General features: G+C 64.1%; 13 protein-coding genes. 3 read left to right on the top strand and 10 right to left on the bottom strand.

What is annotated here, in order from left to right; translation table 11 throughout:
- Positions 1-145 precede the first annotated feature (145 nt).
- Positions 146-490 (top strand): PilZ domain-containing protein, encoded by a 345-nt coding sequence (locus ASD76_RS03695; protein ID WP_055918646.1) that lies wholly within the window; start codon positions 146-148, stop codon positions 488-490.
- A 3-nt stretch (positions 491-493) separates the two neighbouring features.
- Here the strand turns inward: ASD76_RS03695 and ASD76_RS03690 are convergent, their stop codons facing one another.
- From ASD76_RS03690 to ASD76_RS03675, 4 genes are all read right to left on the bottom strand, one after another.
- Positions 494-1,729, bottom strand: a complete 1,236-nt coding sequence (locus tag ASD76_RS03690) for an SAM-dependent methyltransferase (protein WP_055918643.1) — start codon at positions 1,727-1,729, stop codon at positions 494-496.
- 1 nt (position 1,730) lies between these two features.
- A complete protein-coding gene (locus ASD76_RS03685) occupies positions 1,731-2,747 on the bottom strand; it encodes a metal-dependent hydrolase (RefSeq protein ID WP_055918640.1) in 1,017 nt (338 codons plus the stop codon).
- 397 nt (positions 2,748-3,144) lie between these two features.
- A complete protein-coding gene (locus tag ASD76_RS03680) occupies positions 3,145-4,176 on the bottom strand; it encodes a 2-oxoacid:ferredoxin oxidoreductase subunit beta (RefSeq protein ID WP_055918637.1) in 1,032 nt (343 codons plus the stop codon).
- Complete coding sequence (locus tag ASD76_RS03675) at positions 4,176-6,155, bottom strand: 2-oxoacid:acceptor oxidoreductase subunit alpha (protein WP_055918634.1); 1,980 nt, start codon at positions 6,153-6,155, stop codon at positions 4,176-4,178. Before ASD76_RS03675 ends, ASD76_RS03680 begins: the two co-directional genes overlap by 1 nt.
- A 151-nt stretch (positions 6,156-6,306) precedes the next feature.
- Between ASD76_RS03675 and ASD76_RS03670 the strand changes: the two genes are divergently transcribed.
- Positions 6,307-6,789 (top strand): RNA pyrophosphohydrolase, encoded by a 483-nt coding sequence (locus tag ASD76_RS03670; protein ID WP_055918631.1) that lies wholly within the window; start codon positions 6,307-6,309, stop codon positions 6,787-6,789.
- Here ASD76_RS03670 and ASD76_RS03665 read toward each other — a convergent pair whose 3' ends face one another.
- The 4 genes from ASD76_RS03665 to ASD76_RS03650 all read right to left on the bottom strand — a co-directional run bounded on the left by ASD76_RS03665 (position 6,790) and on the right by ASD76_RS03650 (position 10,847).
- Positions 6,790-7,293 (bottom strand): tetratricopeptide repeat protein, encoded by a 504-nt coding sequence (locus ASD76_RS03665; protein WP_156457532.1) that lies wholly within the window; start codon positions 7,291-7,293, stop codon positions 6,790-6,792.
- Between the two features lie 59 nt (positions 7,294-7,352).
- Positions 7,353-8,534, bottom strand: a complete 1,182-nt coding sequence (locus tag ASD76_RS03660) for an RsmB/NOP family class I SAM-dependent RNA methyltransferase (RefSeq protein WP_055918625.1) — start codon at positions 8,532-8,534, stop codon at positions 7,353-7,355.
- Positions 8,535-8,537: 3 nt separating this feature from the next.
- Positions 8,538-9,989 carry an IMP dehydrogenase gene (gene guaB / locus ASD76_RS03655; protein WP_055918622.1) on the bottom strand — a complete coding sequence of 484 codons (1,452 nt, stop codon included), beginning with the start codon at positions 9,987-9,989 and terminating at the stop codon, positions 8,538-8,540.
- A gap of 102 nt (positions 9,990-10,091) precedes the next feature.
- The gene (locus tag ASD76_RS03650; protein ID WP_055918619.1) at positions 10,092-10,847 is read right to left on the bottom strand and encodes a 3-hydroxybutyrate dehydrogenase; all 756 of its coding nucleotides are present in this window, start codon (positions 10,845-10,847) and stop codon (positions 10,092-10,094) included.
- A 94-nt stretch (positions 10,848-10,941) separates the two neighbouring features.
- Between ASD76_RS03650 and ASD76_RS03645 the strand changes: the two genes are divergently transcribed.
- Positions 10,942-11,817, top strand: a complete 876-nt coding sequence (locus ASD76_RS03645; RefSeq protein WP_055918616.1) for a neutral zinc metallopeptidase — start codon at positions 10,942-10,944, stop codon at positions 11,815-11,817.
- A gap of 68 nt (positions 11,818-11,885) precedes the next feature.
- On the opposite strand, the gene ASD76_RS03640 is transcribed toward ASD76_RS03645, so the two are convergent.
- Entirely contained in the window at positions 11,886-13,499 is a 1,614-nt protein-coding gene (locus ASD76_RS03640) for a M56 family metallopeptidase (RefSeq protein WP_055918613.1), read from the bottom strand.
- A complete protein-coding gene (locus ASD76_RS03635) occupies positions 13,496-13,885 on the bottom strand; it encodes a BlaI/MecI/CopY family transcriptional regulator (RefSeq protein ID WP_055918611.1) in 390 nt (129 codons plus the stop codon). Before ASD76_RS03635 ends, ASD76_RS03640 begins: the two co-directional genes overlap by 4 nt.
- Between the last annotated feature and the right edge of the window lie 108 nt (positions 13,886-13,993).

The following is a 13,993-nucleotide window of genomic DNA, read 5'->3' as shown; positions in this document are numbered from 1 at the left end:
TGCGCGGCAGCCGTTCCGCGCCGTTGCCCAACTGCACGGCGGTCCCAGGCATTAATCATCTTTGCATAGGTCCTGGTAACCACCCCCGCCTCATATTCGCCAAGTAATGTCCCCACGGCATCGCGCGAATCGAGGATAAGCACCGATGAGCCTCCAGAACACGCTCGGGCGCTATCATATTGCCGCCCAGGAAGACCGGTCTGCAATCCGCACCAAAATCGCGATTCCCGCACAGTTGCGCGCGTCGGGTGCACGAGCGTTTCAGACGGTCGTGAACGATCTTTCGCTGTCCGGCTTTTCCGCCACCGCGATCACTCGGATGCACCCCGGATCGGTCTGCTGGCTGACCCTACCCGGTCTCGAATCCTTGCAGGCCGAAGTGGTGTGGTGGGAAAACAACCTGTGCGGCTGCGCTTTTACCAACCTGCTCAGCCCGATTGTGCACGACAACATCCTGAGCCGGTATCATCAGGGCAATCCGGGCGCCTGACCGTCAGGATTTGACTAGAGTAACCTGGCTGACGGTAATCGCGCCGCTGCGGAACCCGCCCTCGCAATACATCAGGTAAAAGCGCCACAGATCGCAGAACTGGTGGTCAAAACCGTCCGGGAGGCCGCCCTTTGCAGCCGCTTCGTCAAAGGTTGTCCGCCACGCCTTGAGGGTTTCGGCATAGTCGAACCCGAAGTCTTCCTGATCTTCCCATGAAAGACCGCGTTCGGCGGCCAGGCGGCGGAACTCGCTGGCCTTGATCAGCAGCCCGCCGGGGAAGATGTACGCCTGAATGAAATCGGCATTGCCGGCATAGGCGTCGAACAGCTCGTCGCGCATGGCGATGTACTGGATCGCTGCTCTCCCGCCCGGCCGGAGGTTTCGGGCAACGCAGTCCATGAATTCAGGCCAGTATTCGCGCCCCAGCGCCTCAACCATCTCGACGCTCACGATCCCGTCGAATTGCCCGCTGGTGTCGCGATAGTCCTGCTTGAGAAATTCGACGTCGGTGTGGCGCTCTCGCGCCCAGGCAAGCTGCTCATCCGACAGGCTGATCGCAGTAACCTGGCTGCCGCGGGTGGCGAAGTGGTTCGCCAGGGCGCCCCACCCGCACCCGATTTCGAGCAGGGTCTTTGGCTCACCAAGCCGCTCCGATAGCCTGTCCCACTTCCGCTTTTGGCCGGCCTCCAGCCCGTCGCGTTTGAGCCGGTAGGCGCTCGAATAGCTCATCGTCGGATCGAGCCAGGCACCGTAGAAGTCGTTGCCGAGATCGTAGTGCGCGTGAATGTTCTTCTCGGCCTGTTCGCGAGTGTTGCGGTTGAGCCAGTGAAGCGCCCTCACCCCCCAGCGCCACGGCCCCTTGGCCCGGCCGATATCGCCGAGCTTGTGAGAGTTGGCCATGAACACGGCGAACAGCGAAACCGGATCGGAACTGAACCACTCGCCGGCTTCCCAGGCCTGGTACCAGCCCACCGATCCGCCCGTGGCGAGGCGCAGGAGTGCGCGCCAATCGCGAATATGGACTTCACCCTCGAAGCCAGGGTTGCGGCCACCAAGCGTGCGCGTGGCGCCATCCGGCAGGCGCCCGATAATGACACCGTGCTCGATCCCACGATCGATGAGGTCGAGCAGCTTGTGAAATCCGGGCGCAAACAGCCGCGCGAAAAAGCCCGGCGAAAAGCCGAACCGCTGCCCCGCATCGAGCAGCACTCCACCCCGCTGTGCACTCTCCCCCTTCATGTCATAACTTTATGGGACGATGAGGTTCATCGTTCAAGCCGGATGCTGAAGTGCAAGCCGGATCTCCGGTTGGAATGGTCGCGGAAATCCAGAACCTATTGCGCGAGAGGCCATCGGAAAATCGGGCGTCGTTGTAATTCACCTGGGCCTGGCATCCCTCAACCTTGACCTGAGCCATCGGCAGGATCGACCAGCGCATGAAGCGGACCACTTCCGGCGTCGCGGTGAGGGCCCGTCTCGCGAGTGGGTGGTCCATTCCGTCAGGTACTGGCGCGGTCTGGCTCTGCAGATGCGCGAGGGAAAGGGCCGGATCGTAAGCCCCACGGGCAATGTTACGCTCTTCCCTCCAGACCAATTCGCGTCGCCAGAAGAACACCGGCGGCGGGCTCGCCACGGCGACATCGGCTCGTGGGTACGGAGGATTCGAGGCGAGCGCTCGCTTGGCGGCCACGCTGATGCCCGCGTTCACGACGATGTAGACAGCGACAACCGCAAGCGCGACGATGGGCGGTCGGCGCCAGTTGGGCAGCTCACGGTTCTCGCGCCGGATCGACAGTGCAATCGCTCCGCCAAGCGTCAGCAGGATCCACAGGTCGATGATGAACAGCCCGTCGGTGTGGTACCAGTGGTTGTTGAACGGCGAGAGCAGCTGGATGGCATAGACGGTCTGCCAATCGAGCAACGGATGCGTCAACGCGCCGAGGTAACTCAGGGCAAGCAGCCAGCCGAAGCGCATCTCGAGCCCGCTGATGAACGAGGTCCCTCGCCTGACTTGCCATCGGTCGAGCAGCCACAGCAGGCCGGCCAGCATCGGCGGCATCAGGAGCACACCGCCGAGCAGACCATGAGTAAAACCGCGATGGGTCGCGAGCGGGACCCAGGGCACCCAACCGAAGAACACGTCGATGTCGGGCATGTTGGCGCCCAGGATCAACGCCGCGAGGCCCTTGCGGGTCTTGCGTTTGAGCCCCGCCTGGCCAAGCGCCCAGCCAACGAGGCTATGCGTCAGGTTGTCCATTTGTGACCCTCATGGGTGACGCAACTCGGGGTTTTGAAGAACTGCGGCCTTGAAGGCTTTCGCTCAGAAAACCGAGGGTTTGCGGCACCCTTCGCCTGGCCTGAGTGCAGCCTTCCGTTCACGTCGACTTTCTCCCCTCTCACGCCAATGTGAACGGGCATCGGCGACGCCCTGTTCACTTACAAAAGCAGGTCAGGGCGATGTAGGAAAGTGATTTCAGGGAGATGGGCGGAGGTGCTGGAGAAGCCCCTGCTTCAATCCTCCCCGAGCTTGTCTCGGGGAGGTGACGCGCGCTGCAGGCGCGTGACGGAGCGGTAGGCGGAAAAGCGCTACACCCCTCCACCGTCCGCTTTGCGGATGGTCCCCCTCCCCGAGCAAGCTCGGGGAGGATCTCAACTTAGGCCGGGTCTGCCGGAGCTTCGACCGTCCAGGTCTGGCCCTTGGCCAGCAGCTTGGCGAGGTTCGCCTCGCGGCCTTCGCTGGCCTTGGCATTCTGTTCGATCACCGCGCTCTCGAAAGTCGGGCGCGGATCGTCGTAGAGCACGCCGAGCGCCATCGGGAACGGGCCGAACGGCAGCTCGACCAGCATGTGGGCGACGGCACGGTTCTTGACGTTGTGAACGATCACTCCGGCCGACTGCCAGTCACCATCGACCACGTCGACGACTTGCAGCGAGAGCGTGTCGATATCGAGCTTGATGCCCTTGGTGCCATTGGCAAACAACATCGGCTCGCCATCGGTCAGCCACAGCTGGCGCTCTTCCGCACCCTTGGGCGCGGCGAAGTCGTTGAACACGTCCTTGTTGTAGACGATGCAGTTCTGGAAGATCTCGATGAACGCCGCGCCCTGGTGGCGGTGTGCGGCCATCAGCACGTCAGGCAGGTTCTTCGAGACGTCGAACCCACGGGCAACGAAGCGCGCGCCCGAACCGAGCGCGAAAGCGCAGGGCGCAGCCGGGCGGTCAACCGATCCCATCGGAGTCGAGGGGGTGGTCGTACCGATCCGGCTGGTCGGCGAGGCCTGGCCCTTGGTGAGGCCATAGATCTCGTTGTTGAACAGCAGGATCTGCAGGTTCACGTTCCTGCGCAGGATGTGCATCAGGTGGTTGCCGCCGATGGACAGGCCATCGCCATCACCCGTCACCATCCACACGTCGAGGTTCGGATTGGCGAGCTTGATGCCGGTCGCGAACGCCGGCGCACGGCCGTGGATCGTGTGGAAGCCGTAGCTCTCGACGTAATACGGGAACCGGCTCGAGCAGCCGATGCCGCTGACGAACACGGTGTTCTTGGGATCCGCTCCGAGCTGCGGCAAAGTGCGCTGCACGGCCTTGAGGATCGCGTAGTCGCCGCAACCCGGGCACCAGCGTACCTCCTGGTCGCTTTCCCAGTCCTTGAGCGTGGTCTGGATGGGGGTCATGTCGTTCATCAGTTCACCCCCTTCGGGCGCTTGCGAGAGCCATCGTCATAACCGGACTCCGGCTCTGGCAACTGGCCAACGTTGGGCAGCACTTCGCCGCCCTCGTCGCCCGGCGTGCTGTAGAAGAACTTGCCGATGGCTGCTTCGAGTTCGGCGATCGAGAACGGCTGACCGCTGGTCTTGGTCAGGCTCTTCGCATCGATGAACAACTGGTCGCGCAGCACGGTCTTGAACTGGCCGGTGTTCATTTCCGGCACCAGCACCTGGTCGAAGCCACCGAGCAACTCGCCGAGGTTCTGCGGCAAAGGCCATACGTGGCGGACGTGGATGTGGCTGACCGACAGACCGTTCTTGCGCGCACGGCGTACAGCCTGGTGGATCGGACCAAAGGTGCTGCCCCAGCCGACCACGGCGAGGCGGCCAGTGGTGTCACCCAGCGCCACCTCCTGGTCGGGCACGGCGATGTTGTCGATCTTGGCCTTGCGGGCGTCGGTCATCGCCTGGTGGTTGGCCGGCGAGTAATCGATGTTGCCCGTGTCGACGTGCTTTTCGATGCCGCCGATGCGGTGCATCAGGCCCGGCGTGCCCGGCTTGATCCAGGGACGCGCGCCCTTTTCGTCGCGCTTGTAGGGCAGCAGCCTGTCGCCGTCGTTCTTCTCTTCGAGGAACTTGGCCGGGAACGGCGCGTAGCCCGCCGGGTCCGGCACTTTCCACGGTTCGGCGGCGTTCGCGATATAGCCGTCAGTCAGCAGCATGACCGGGGTCATGTACTGCACCGCGATGCGGCAGGCCTCGATCGCGACTTCGAACGCGTCGGCCGGGCTGCGGGCGGAGATCACCGGCATCGGCGCATCGCCGTTGCGGCCATAGACGGCCTGGTAGAGATCGCTCTGCTCAGTCTTGGTCGGCAGGCCCGTGGACGGACCGCCGCGCTGGCTGTTGACGATGACCAGCGGCAGCTCGGTCATGATCGCCAGGCCCATCGCTTCACCCTTGAGCGCAATGCCCGGTCCCGAAGAGCTGGTGACGCCAAGCTGTCCGGCATAGGACGCGCCGATCGCGGCGCAGACCGCGGCGATCTCGTCTTCTGCCTGGAAAGTGGTGACGCCGAATTCCTTCATCCGCGCCAGGTAATGCAGGATCGCGGAAGCCGGGGTGATCGGATAGCCGCCGAAGAACATCGGCAAGTCGGCCAACTGAGCACCGGCTACGAGACCAAGGCTTACGGCCTCTGCACCCGTAATAGTGCGGTAAAGCCCTGGTTCGCTTTCGACAGGGGCAATAGTCAGCTTCTTCAGCGGACCCGAAAGCTCGGCCGTTTCGCCATAGGCATGGCCGGCATTGAGCGCGGCGATGTTCGCGTCGGCGATCTCGGGCTTGCCCTTGAACTTGCCCTTGAGCCAATCGACGATCGGCTGGCGGTCACGGTCGAACATCCACAGCGCCAGGCCGAGGGTCCACATGTTCTTGGACCGCAGCGCATCCTTGTTGCCGAGACCGAAGGGCTTCACCGCTTCAATCGTCAGCGCGCTGATGTCGAACGCCAGCAGGTCCCACTTGGCGAGCGAGCCATCCTCGAGCGGATTGGTCTCGTACTTCGCCTTTTCGAGGTTGCGCTTATTGAACTCGCCGGTGTCGGCGATGATCAGGCCGCCGGGCTTGAGCGCGGCCAGGTTCACCTTCAACGCCGCCGGGTTCATCGCCACGAGCACGTCAGGCGCATCACCCGCTGTTTCGATCTGGGTCGAGCCGAAGTTAATTTGGAATGCCGAGACGCCGAACAGCGTACCTTGCGGCGCGCGGATTTCGGCCGGGAAGTCCGGGAAAGTGGCGAGGTCATTGCCGGCGAGCGCGGTGGACAGCGTAAACTGGCCGCCGGTAAGCTGCATGCCATCGCCGCTATCGCCCGCGAAACGGACTACGACTGCTTCGGGTGTCCCCGTCTCGAGCGGGGTTTGGGCCGGACGATCGGCCGCCTGGGTTGCCATGGTCAAATCCTGTTGTGCAGTCAGCACTGCTATCCTGCCAGTATGGGGCTGCGACCTAGGTTCCTGCCCGCGTGCCCGCAATCAAGTTTTTCTGTCGCGCGATCAACGGCGCGGATGGAATTACCCACTGTCCTTCCCTATTCCCTACAACATGAACGCAGCAGAACCCCGAAAGTATCGCCCGTGCGTGGGCGTCATGCTCATTAACGCCGAAGGCCTGGCCTTCGTTGGCAAGCGTATCGACAACCGTGAAGGCGACTGGTGGCAAATGCCGCAAGGCGGCGTCGACGAGGGTGAAGACCTCGACGCGGCCATGCTGCGCGAACTCGGCGAGGAGATCGGCGTGAAGGCGCGCCATGTCGAGATCGCCGGGCGCCTGCCGCAGGAGCTGTTCTACGACTTGCCAGAAGAGCTGCAGGGCAAGCTATGGGGCGGCAAATACAAGGGCCAGCGCCAAACCTGGTACCTCGTCCGGTTCACCGGGACCGACGACGACATCGACCTGGAAGCCGACAAGCACCCCGAGTTCTGCGAGTGGAGGTGGGTCGACCCCGAACTGCTGCCCGAACTGATCGTGCCGTTCAAACGCGAGGTTTACGCCACGATCGTCGCGGGGTTTCGGGGTCAGGTCTGATTAGTTCTTGGTGACCACGGTCTCAGGCGTCACCGCCTCGGCCGTGAGCACTTGCGGCTGCGGTCCGCGCTGGATCGCTGCCGAGAGCTCCCGGGCTTCGTTGCATTCACCACCACACATCGACTCAAGCCGCGCAAGGTTGCGACGGGCCTTCTCGACCGCGCCCTTTTCAAGCAGCGCTTCGCCCTCGCCCGAGATGGCGGCAAGGTTTTCCGGCTCGCGCTTCAGCGCCTCGCGGTAGTAGTGGATCGCCTTGCCCTGAAGGCCGTCCTTGCGAGCCGCATCGGCGAGGTCGATGTAGATTGGAGTGTAGCCCGGATCGATTGCCAGGGCCGCTTCAAAGCTGTCGATCGCCGACTGCACTTGACCCGATGCCAGCTCACTCCGGCCTTCGGCAATCAGCGCGGCGGCACGAGGGTCCGCCTCTCGCCCGGCCCCGTAACTCACACTGGCCGTAACCATGACCAGCAAAGAAAGGGCAGCAGCGACAGGGGTATAGCGCATCACAAACTCCTTGAGCGCGGGTCGGCGAGGAGAGGGTCCGTCAGCCATAAACGCAATAGCTAACATCTCTTTCCTAGACGTGCGATGAAAAATCCGTCCGTCCCGTCCTGGTGCGGTGTGAGCCGGATTCCCGGCCCCCGCGATGCACCCAGTGATAGCGAGAGTGGATCGGCATTCCATTCTCCATGCGTGCCAAGGAAGTTTTCGATCTGTCCCGCCCCTTCCTCGTCGAGCAGCGAGCAGGTGACGTAGATCAGCCTACCGCCAGGCCGCACGAGGCCGGACGCGACACCGAGAATCTGGCGCTGCAGCGTCACCAAGCGTGCGAGACTGCTCTCATCGAGTCGCCAACGCGCTTCGGGATTACGCCGCCATGTGCCGGTGCCGGAACACGGCGCATCGATCAGGACCACATCGGCCTTGCCATGCCAGTCCGACAGCATCTCCACCTCGCGACCGGGGTTGAGCAGCACTGTCTGGCTGACCAAGGCCCCCGCCCGCTCCGCGCGCGGCCCGAGCCGCGACAGGCGTCCCCGGTCGACGTCCGCCGCGATCAGCGTGCCTTCGCCGCGCATCGCGGCAGCGAGGGCTAGCGTCTTGCCGCCGGCGCCGGCGCACAAGTCGATCACGGTCTCGCCCGGCTGGGCCATGACCGCCTCGCATGCGAGCTGGCTCCCGCAGTCCTGCACTTCGATCAGGCCTTCGCGATACTCAGGCCATTGTTCGACTTGGGTGCCGAACGGTAACCGCAAACCCTGCGCGGTCGGCAGGAGCTCGCCCTGCTCAGGCAGCTCCAGCGAGGCCCGATCGGCCTTGAGCGCGTTGATACGGATGTCCAGCGGAGCGCGCGCGAGCAGCGCCTCCGCTTCGGCTCCGGCGATATCCGACGCCGCCAGTCGCGCTGCGAGCCAGGCAGGCGCGATACCGCGTTCGGCCGCGACTTCCCCTTCCTCTACGAGAGGAGGACCATAGCCCGAGCCATCGAATTGCTGCAGCAGCGCAGGATCGGCTTCGGCGAGGGTCAGCATGGCTGCCCGCCCCGACTGAGGGATCGGCCCGCAAGCCCGGATCGCGGCATAGACCAGTTCGCGGATCGCCCGCCGGTCCTTTGATCCGGCGAACCGGCTGATGCGGAACCAGTCCGCCAGGATCCGGTCTGCCGGCGCGCCCTTGGCACGCGCGGCGGTAATGATCTGGTCGAGCAGCCCGATCGCCGCCTGAACTCGTGCGGCGGGTGTCATGGCCTAGCGTGTGGGATAGTTCGGCGCCTCGCGAGTGATCGAGACGTCGTGGACATGGCTTTCGGAGAGACCCGCGTTGGTGATGCGGATGAACTTTCCGCGAGTGCGCAAGTCGGCGATCGTCGCCGCCCCGGTATAGCCCATCGCCGCCTTGATGCCGCCGACCAGCTGGTGGATCACGTCCCTGGCCGGACCCTTGTAGGGCACCTGGCCTTCGATCCCTTCGGGAACCAGCTTCATCTGGTCCTTGATGTCCTGCTGGAAGTAACGGTCGGCCGATCCGCGCGCCATCGCGCCGACCGAACCCATGCCGCGATAGGCCTTGTAGGCGCGCCCCTGGTAGAGGAACGTTTCGCCAGGCGCTTCCTCGGTTCCCGCCAGAAGCGAACCGATCATCACGGTCGAGGCCCCGGCGGCAAGCGCCTTGGCCGCGTCACCCGAAGTGCGCAGTCCGCCATCGGCGATGATCGGCACGTCGCCCGCGGCGCTCACGGCTTCCATGATCGCGGTCAGCTGCGGCACGCCGACACCAGCGACGATGCGCGTGGTGCAGATCGAGCCCGGTCCGATACCGACCTTGACCGCATCCGCGCCCGCATCGACCAAAGCCTTGGTCGCTTCCGCCGTAGCGACGTTGCCGGCGACGACCTGGACCGCGTTCGAAAGCCGCTTCACCCGCTCAACCGCGCGCGAGACTTCCTTGTTGTGACCGTGCGCGGTGTCGATGATGATCACGTCGCACCCGGCATCGACCAGCGCCTCGGTCCGTTCGAAACCCTTGTCGCCCACGGTGGTCGCCGCCGCGACGCGCAAGCGACCGCCTTCATCCTTGGTGGCGTCGGGGTTGAGGACCGCCTTTTCCATATCCTTCACGGTGATGAGGCCAATGCAGCGATAGGCGTCGTCGACCACCAGCAGCTTTTCGATCCGCCGGTGATGAAGCAGCTTGCGCGCTTCTTCCTGGCTGACGCCTTCGCTCACCGTGGCGAGGTTCTCATGCGTCATCAGTTCGCGCACGGGCTGCTGCGGATTGGCGGCAAAACGAACGTCGCGGTTGGTCAGGATGCCGCAGAGTTTGCCAGCGGCGTCCGTAACCGGAATGCCGCTGATGCGGTTGTGCAGCATGAGCGCCTGCGCTTCGCCCAGCGTGGCCTCAGGCGAAATCGTGATTGGGTTGATCACCATCCCGCTTTCGAAGCGCTTGACGGTGCGGACGGCGTCGCACTGTTCCTCGATCGTCAGGTTGCGGTGGAGCACGCCAATGCCGCCGAGCTGCGCCAGGACGATCGCCATCTGCGCTTCGGTCACGGTGTCCATCGCCGAGGAGATGATCGGAATGTTCAACCCGATTTCGCGCGTGAGGCGCGTTCTCGTGTTGGTCTGCGAAGGCAGAATATCGCTCTCAGCCGGCCTCAGGAGGACGTCGTCGAATGTGAGGCCGGTTTGAATTTCCATGAGTGCCACTTTTACCTTGCGCGGAGCGATTCGTGGCGGCCCATGTAAACGCGGTTTGCGACAATCGCTAGGGGGCGTTCAATCCGAACGATCGTGCGCGCCCTATTCCGCCGTCCATCCGCCATCGATCGTGTAGTTCGCGCCGTTGATGTTCTGCGCCTCGTTGCGGCACAGAAACACTGCGAGCGCGGCCACTTCCTCGGGCTGAACGAACTTCCGGGTCGGCTGCTTGGCCAGCAGCACATCGTTCAGCACCTGCTCCCGCGTCATGCCGCGCGCGGCCATCGTATCGGGGATCTGGTTTTCGACCAGCGGCGTCCAGACGTAGCCCGGGCTGATGCAATTGGCGGTAACGCCGTGTTCGGCCAGTTCCAGGGCGAGAACCTTGGTCAATCCGGCAATGCCGTGCTTGGCCGCGACGTAAGCGCTCTTGAACGGGCTCGCCGCAAGCGAGTGGGCGCTGGCGGTGGAGATGATCCGCCCCCAGCCCTGCTCCTTCATGTGCGGCACGGCGAGGCGCGAGGTGTGGAAAGCGGCCGAAAGGTTGAGGGCGATGATCGCATCCCACTTTTCGGGCGGGAAATCCTCGACCGGCGCGACGTGCTGCATTCCGGCGTTGTTGACGAGGATGTCGACCGGCCCGGCGCCTTCCATCAATTCGGTCACGCCTGCTGTGGTCGTGAGGTCGGCGGCAACGTAAAGAGCGCCCAGTTCGCCACAGAGCCGGTCGATTTCCTCTGCCGCGCCGAAGCCGTTGAGCACGACCTTCGCCCCGGCTTCAGACAACGATCGAGCGATCGCGAGGCCGATGCCCGAGGTCGATCCGGTAACGAGTGCACGCTTGCCCTGCAGGAACATATGGGCTTCCCTGTGATTGCCAGTTGAAGGACAGTCAAAGCGCGAACAGCGAGGCAGGTCCAGCCTTATTTCGCACGTGCAGCAGGGAGGCCGGATGAGGCTCAATCCATTCAATCCTGACAGCATCAACGTTCGTCGCGGCGGAGGCGGTGGCGGTTTCCCCGGTGGCGGCGGAGGGCGGCTCGGCTGCGGCGCCATCGTAATTGCATTGATCGCGGCCGTGGTGTTCGGCGTCGATCCCGGTCAGATGCTCGGCACGATGGACGATCTGCAGCAGACCCAATCGCCGCAGCAACAACAGCAACCCGGCGGTGAGACAGCGGCCGAGATCTGCGATGACAGTGCCTACGCGACGGAGGCGTGCAACGCACTCGCCTCGCTCAACCAGACTTGGGAGCCGGCTTTTCAGCAAGCGGGCATCGAGTTCCAGCAGCCGACGCTGGAGTTTCTTTCGGGTGGCGTGGAGAGCACCGGCTGCGGTCAAGCTTCGAGTGCGATGGGGCCGTTCTACTGTCCTGCAGATCAGACGATCTACATCGACACCAGCTTCTATGATCAGCTCGACCGCGAACTCGGCGCTGCGGGCGACTTCGCGCGCTACTACGTGATCGCGCACGAATACGGCCATCACATCCAGGCTCTGACCGGGATCGCGAACCAGGTCCGCAGCGCTCAGCAGCAGAACCCCGGTGCGGCGAACCAGCTACAGGTCCTCATGGAACTACAGGCCGACTGTTACGCGGGCGCCTGGGCCGGCAAGAACCGCAACGCGATCGATCCCGGCGATTTCGAGGAAGGGATGACCGCGGCCAGCGCCATCGGTGACGACGCGCTGATGCGTGGTGCGGGGCAGAGAGTGTCCCCGGAGAACTTCACTCACGGCAGCAGCGCGCAGCGAATGCAGGCGTTGCGTCTGGGACTGGAATCCGGCGACGACGTCCAGTGCGACAAGATCATGCAACGGACTTGAGAAGAAACGCTTGAGCCGGGATCGCGCAGGGAGCAGCCCGACGATCCCGGCTCAAGCCGAGGGCAGGATTACTCCCGCCCGCTTTCGATGCGACGGATCTCGTCGTCGAGATCCTCCAGCACTTCGCGCCGCACCTCTTCGCTGATCTGTGGGTTCCGGGCGATCGACGCACGCGCCTGGCGCAGGCCTGATGCAGCAGCCACCTGGTAATCGCGCTCGCAGATTACGATCCGCTGCCGACCATCCGAAGTTGTGGTCCGGCGGCGTTCGTTAGGATTGCAGCTCTCGACGACTTCAGGCTCGGCGCGGCGGCCGGCTTCAGCCCATTGCTCTGCCTGCTTCTCCATCTGCTCGGCGTACTTCTCGCCCCATTCCTCGCCCCACTTTTCCATTTCCTTGCCCCAGGCTTCCATCTTGGCGCCGAAGTCAGGATCGGTCGGGTTGCCCCAGGCGTGGAATTCCGCGCGCGGCATCTGCGGCATGTCGGGTAGGTTACCCTGGGGGCCTGGCCCGCGGCGCAAGGTGAACTGTTGCACCTGGGGCGTACCGTCGGGGCCCTCGCGGCGAAGCTCAAAGTGCTGGACTTGCGCCTGACCAGCTTGCGGTGCTTCAGGCGGTAGGGGGGCGTCTGGCGCGACCGGCGCTTCAGGTGGAACGGGTGGTTCGACGGCCGCGGGAGCCTCAGGCGGAACAGGCGCCTCAGGTTCTTGCGCACCGGCGGCGTAGCTGAACGAGGCAGTCAGCGGCAGAGCAAGTGCGCTGGTCGCGATCAACCCGCGCCCAAGCCAACGCCGCCGCTCGCTGATATCGCCCATCGAGAGGCTCCGCAGCCGGTGAACGATCGACCGTTCGCCAAGTACCGGGCAGGCCATCGGCGCGGCCAGCGCCAGCCTCGGTCCGGCGGCGATGTCGGCAATGAGCGCGGCATAGAGCACACGTTCTTCGCGACCACGGCCGTTGAGTACACGGGCATCGCAAGCCGCTTCTTGATCGCGGCGCATCGCACGCCAGCCAAGCCAGGCAAGCGGGTTGAACCAGTGCATCGCCAGCAACGCCTGGGCCGCGAAATTGGCCAGGAGGTCATTGGCGCGATGGTGCGAAAGCTCGTGCTCGATCGCCAGGTCGCGGGCCGGCAGGTCAGGCTGGGCCATGAACAACGGCGGAAGCGCGATAACCTTGTCGAGCACACCGAATGCAACCGGAGCCGTGATCATCGGCGTTTCGATGAGCCTGATCTTGCCGATCTCACCCACTGGACGCGCATCCGCCAGCACCTCGCGCCGCATCTTGCGGTACATCACGATCCGCCAGGCGAGGAAAGCGAGCGCTCCGCCGAGCCAGACCGCCAGGACGGCTTCGCCAAGCGTCGGCCATTCCCACACCACCGCAACCGGCGCGGATGGCACAACCTCGGTGACAGGCGCTGGCAGGGTCACGACCTCGACCGACTGCACGTAGTCGACCCACTGCACGTCGGCGGCGGGAACGGGCACTGCCTCGACCTCGGGCCGGAAGCTGGCGGGCAGCACGATCGGTGGGAGAAGCAGCCGCAGGAATGGCAAGGCCCACAGGCAATAGGCGAGCTGCGGCCCGAACGTCCGTCCCACCGGACGCCGCAAGACGAGCACCAGGGCTATCAGGAGCCCAGTGTAGATGAGGGTGTCGATCAACCAGCCACTCATTTCCGCATCTCCTTCAGGAGTCGCTCGATCTCGTTGATATCGTCATCGGACAGCGCTTCGGCTTCCGCCAGTTGCGCAAACAGCGGCGCCGCGCGGCCGCCGAACAGGCGATCCACCAGGCGGCGCGATTCACCGCCGACATATTCGGCGCGTTCTATCAATGGAGTGTAGAGGAACCGGCGGCCATCAGGCTCGGTGGCGACGGCGCCCTTGACGACCAGCCGCGACAGCAGCGTCTTAACCGTGGGCATTGTCCAACCGCGCTGTTCGCAAACGGAATCGCACACTTCGACGGCGGTCTGCGGGCTCTTTTCCCACAACGCTTCCATCACCGCGTGTTCGGCGTCGCTGATCCGTTCGGCAGTTGGTTCACTGGCTTCGGTCACATCGCTCTCCCTGTTGAACGATCACCTTTGTAGACGCATCGACTACGTCTGTAAACATGAAGCGTAGATGAACAACTTGAAAGGAAAGCGGCGGACGCTAGGGTCCGC

The organism is Altererythrobacter sp. Root672 (genome assembly GCF_001427865.1).
Classification (GTDB): Bacteria; Pseudomonadota; Alphaproteobacteria; order Sphingomonadales; family Sphingomonadaceae; genus Croceibacterium_A.
This window is presented reverse-complemented; position numbering and strand designations above follow the sequence as displayed.

Coding starts and splice junctions, on each gene's coding strand:
- ASD76_RS03675 (WP_055918634.1), bottom strand. CDS start 6,155: ATGGCAACCCAGGCGGCCGATCGTCCGGCCCAAACCCCGCTCGAGACG.
- ASD76_RS03665 (WP_156457532.1), bottom strand. CDS start 7,293: ATGCGCTATACCCCTGTCGCTGCTGCCCTTTCTTTGCTGGTCATGGTT.
- ASD76_RS03640 (WP_055918613.1), bottom strand. CDS start 13,499: ATGAGTGGCTGGTTGATCGACACCCTCATCTACACTGGGCTCCTGATA.
- ASD76_RS03660 (WP_055918625.1), bottom strand. CDS start 8,534: ATGACACCCGCCGCACGAGTTCAGGCGGCGATCGGGCTGCTCGACCAG.
- ASD76_RS03685 (WP_055918640.1), bottom strand. CDS start 2,747: ATGGACAACCTGACGCATAGCCTCGTTGGCTGGGCGCTTGGCCAGGCG.
- ASD76_RS03645 (WP_055918616.1), top strand. CDS start 10,942: ATGAGGCTCAATCCATTCAATCCTGACAGCATCAACGTTCGTCGCGGC.
- ASD76_RS03690 (WP_055918643.1), bottom strand. CDS start 1,729: ATGAAGGGGGAGAGTGCACAGCGGGGTGGAGTGCTGCTCGATGCGGGG.
- guaB (WP_055918622.1), bottom strand. CDS start 9,989: ATGGAAATTCAAACCGGCCTCACATTCGACGACGTCCTCCTGAGGCCG.
- ASD76_RS03650 (WP_055918619.1), bottom strand. CDS start 10,847: ATGTTCCTGCAGGGCAAGCGTGCACTCGTTACCGGATCGACCTCGGGC.
- ASD76_RS03680 (WP_055918637.1), bottom strand. CDS start 4,176: ATGAACGACATGACCCCCATCCAGACCACGCTCAAGGACTGGGAAAGC.
- ASD76_RS03695 (WP_055918646.1), top strand. CDS start 146: ATGAGCCTCCAGAACACGCTCGGGCGCTATCATATTGCCGCCCAGGAA.
- ASD76_RS03670 (WP_055918631.1), top strand. CDS start 6,307: ATGAACGCAGCAGAACCCCGAAAGTATCGCCCGTGCGTGGGCGTCATG.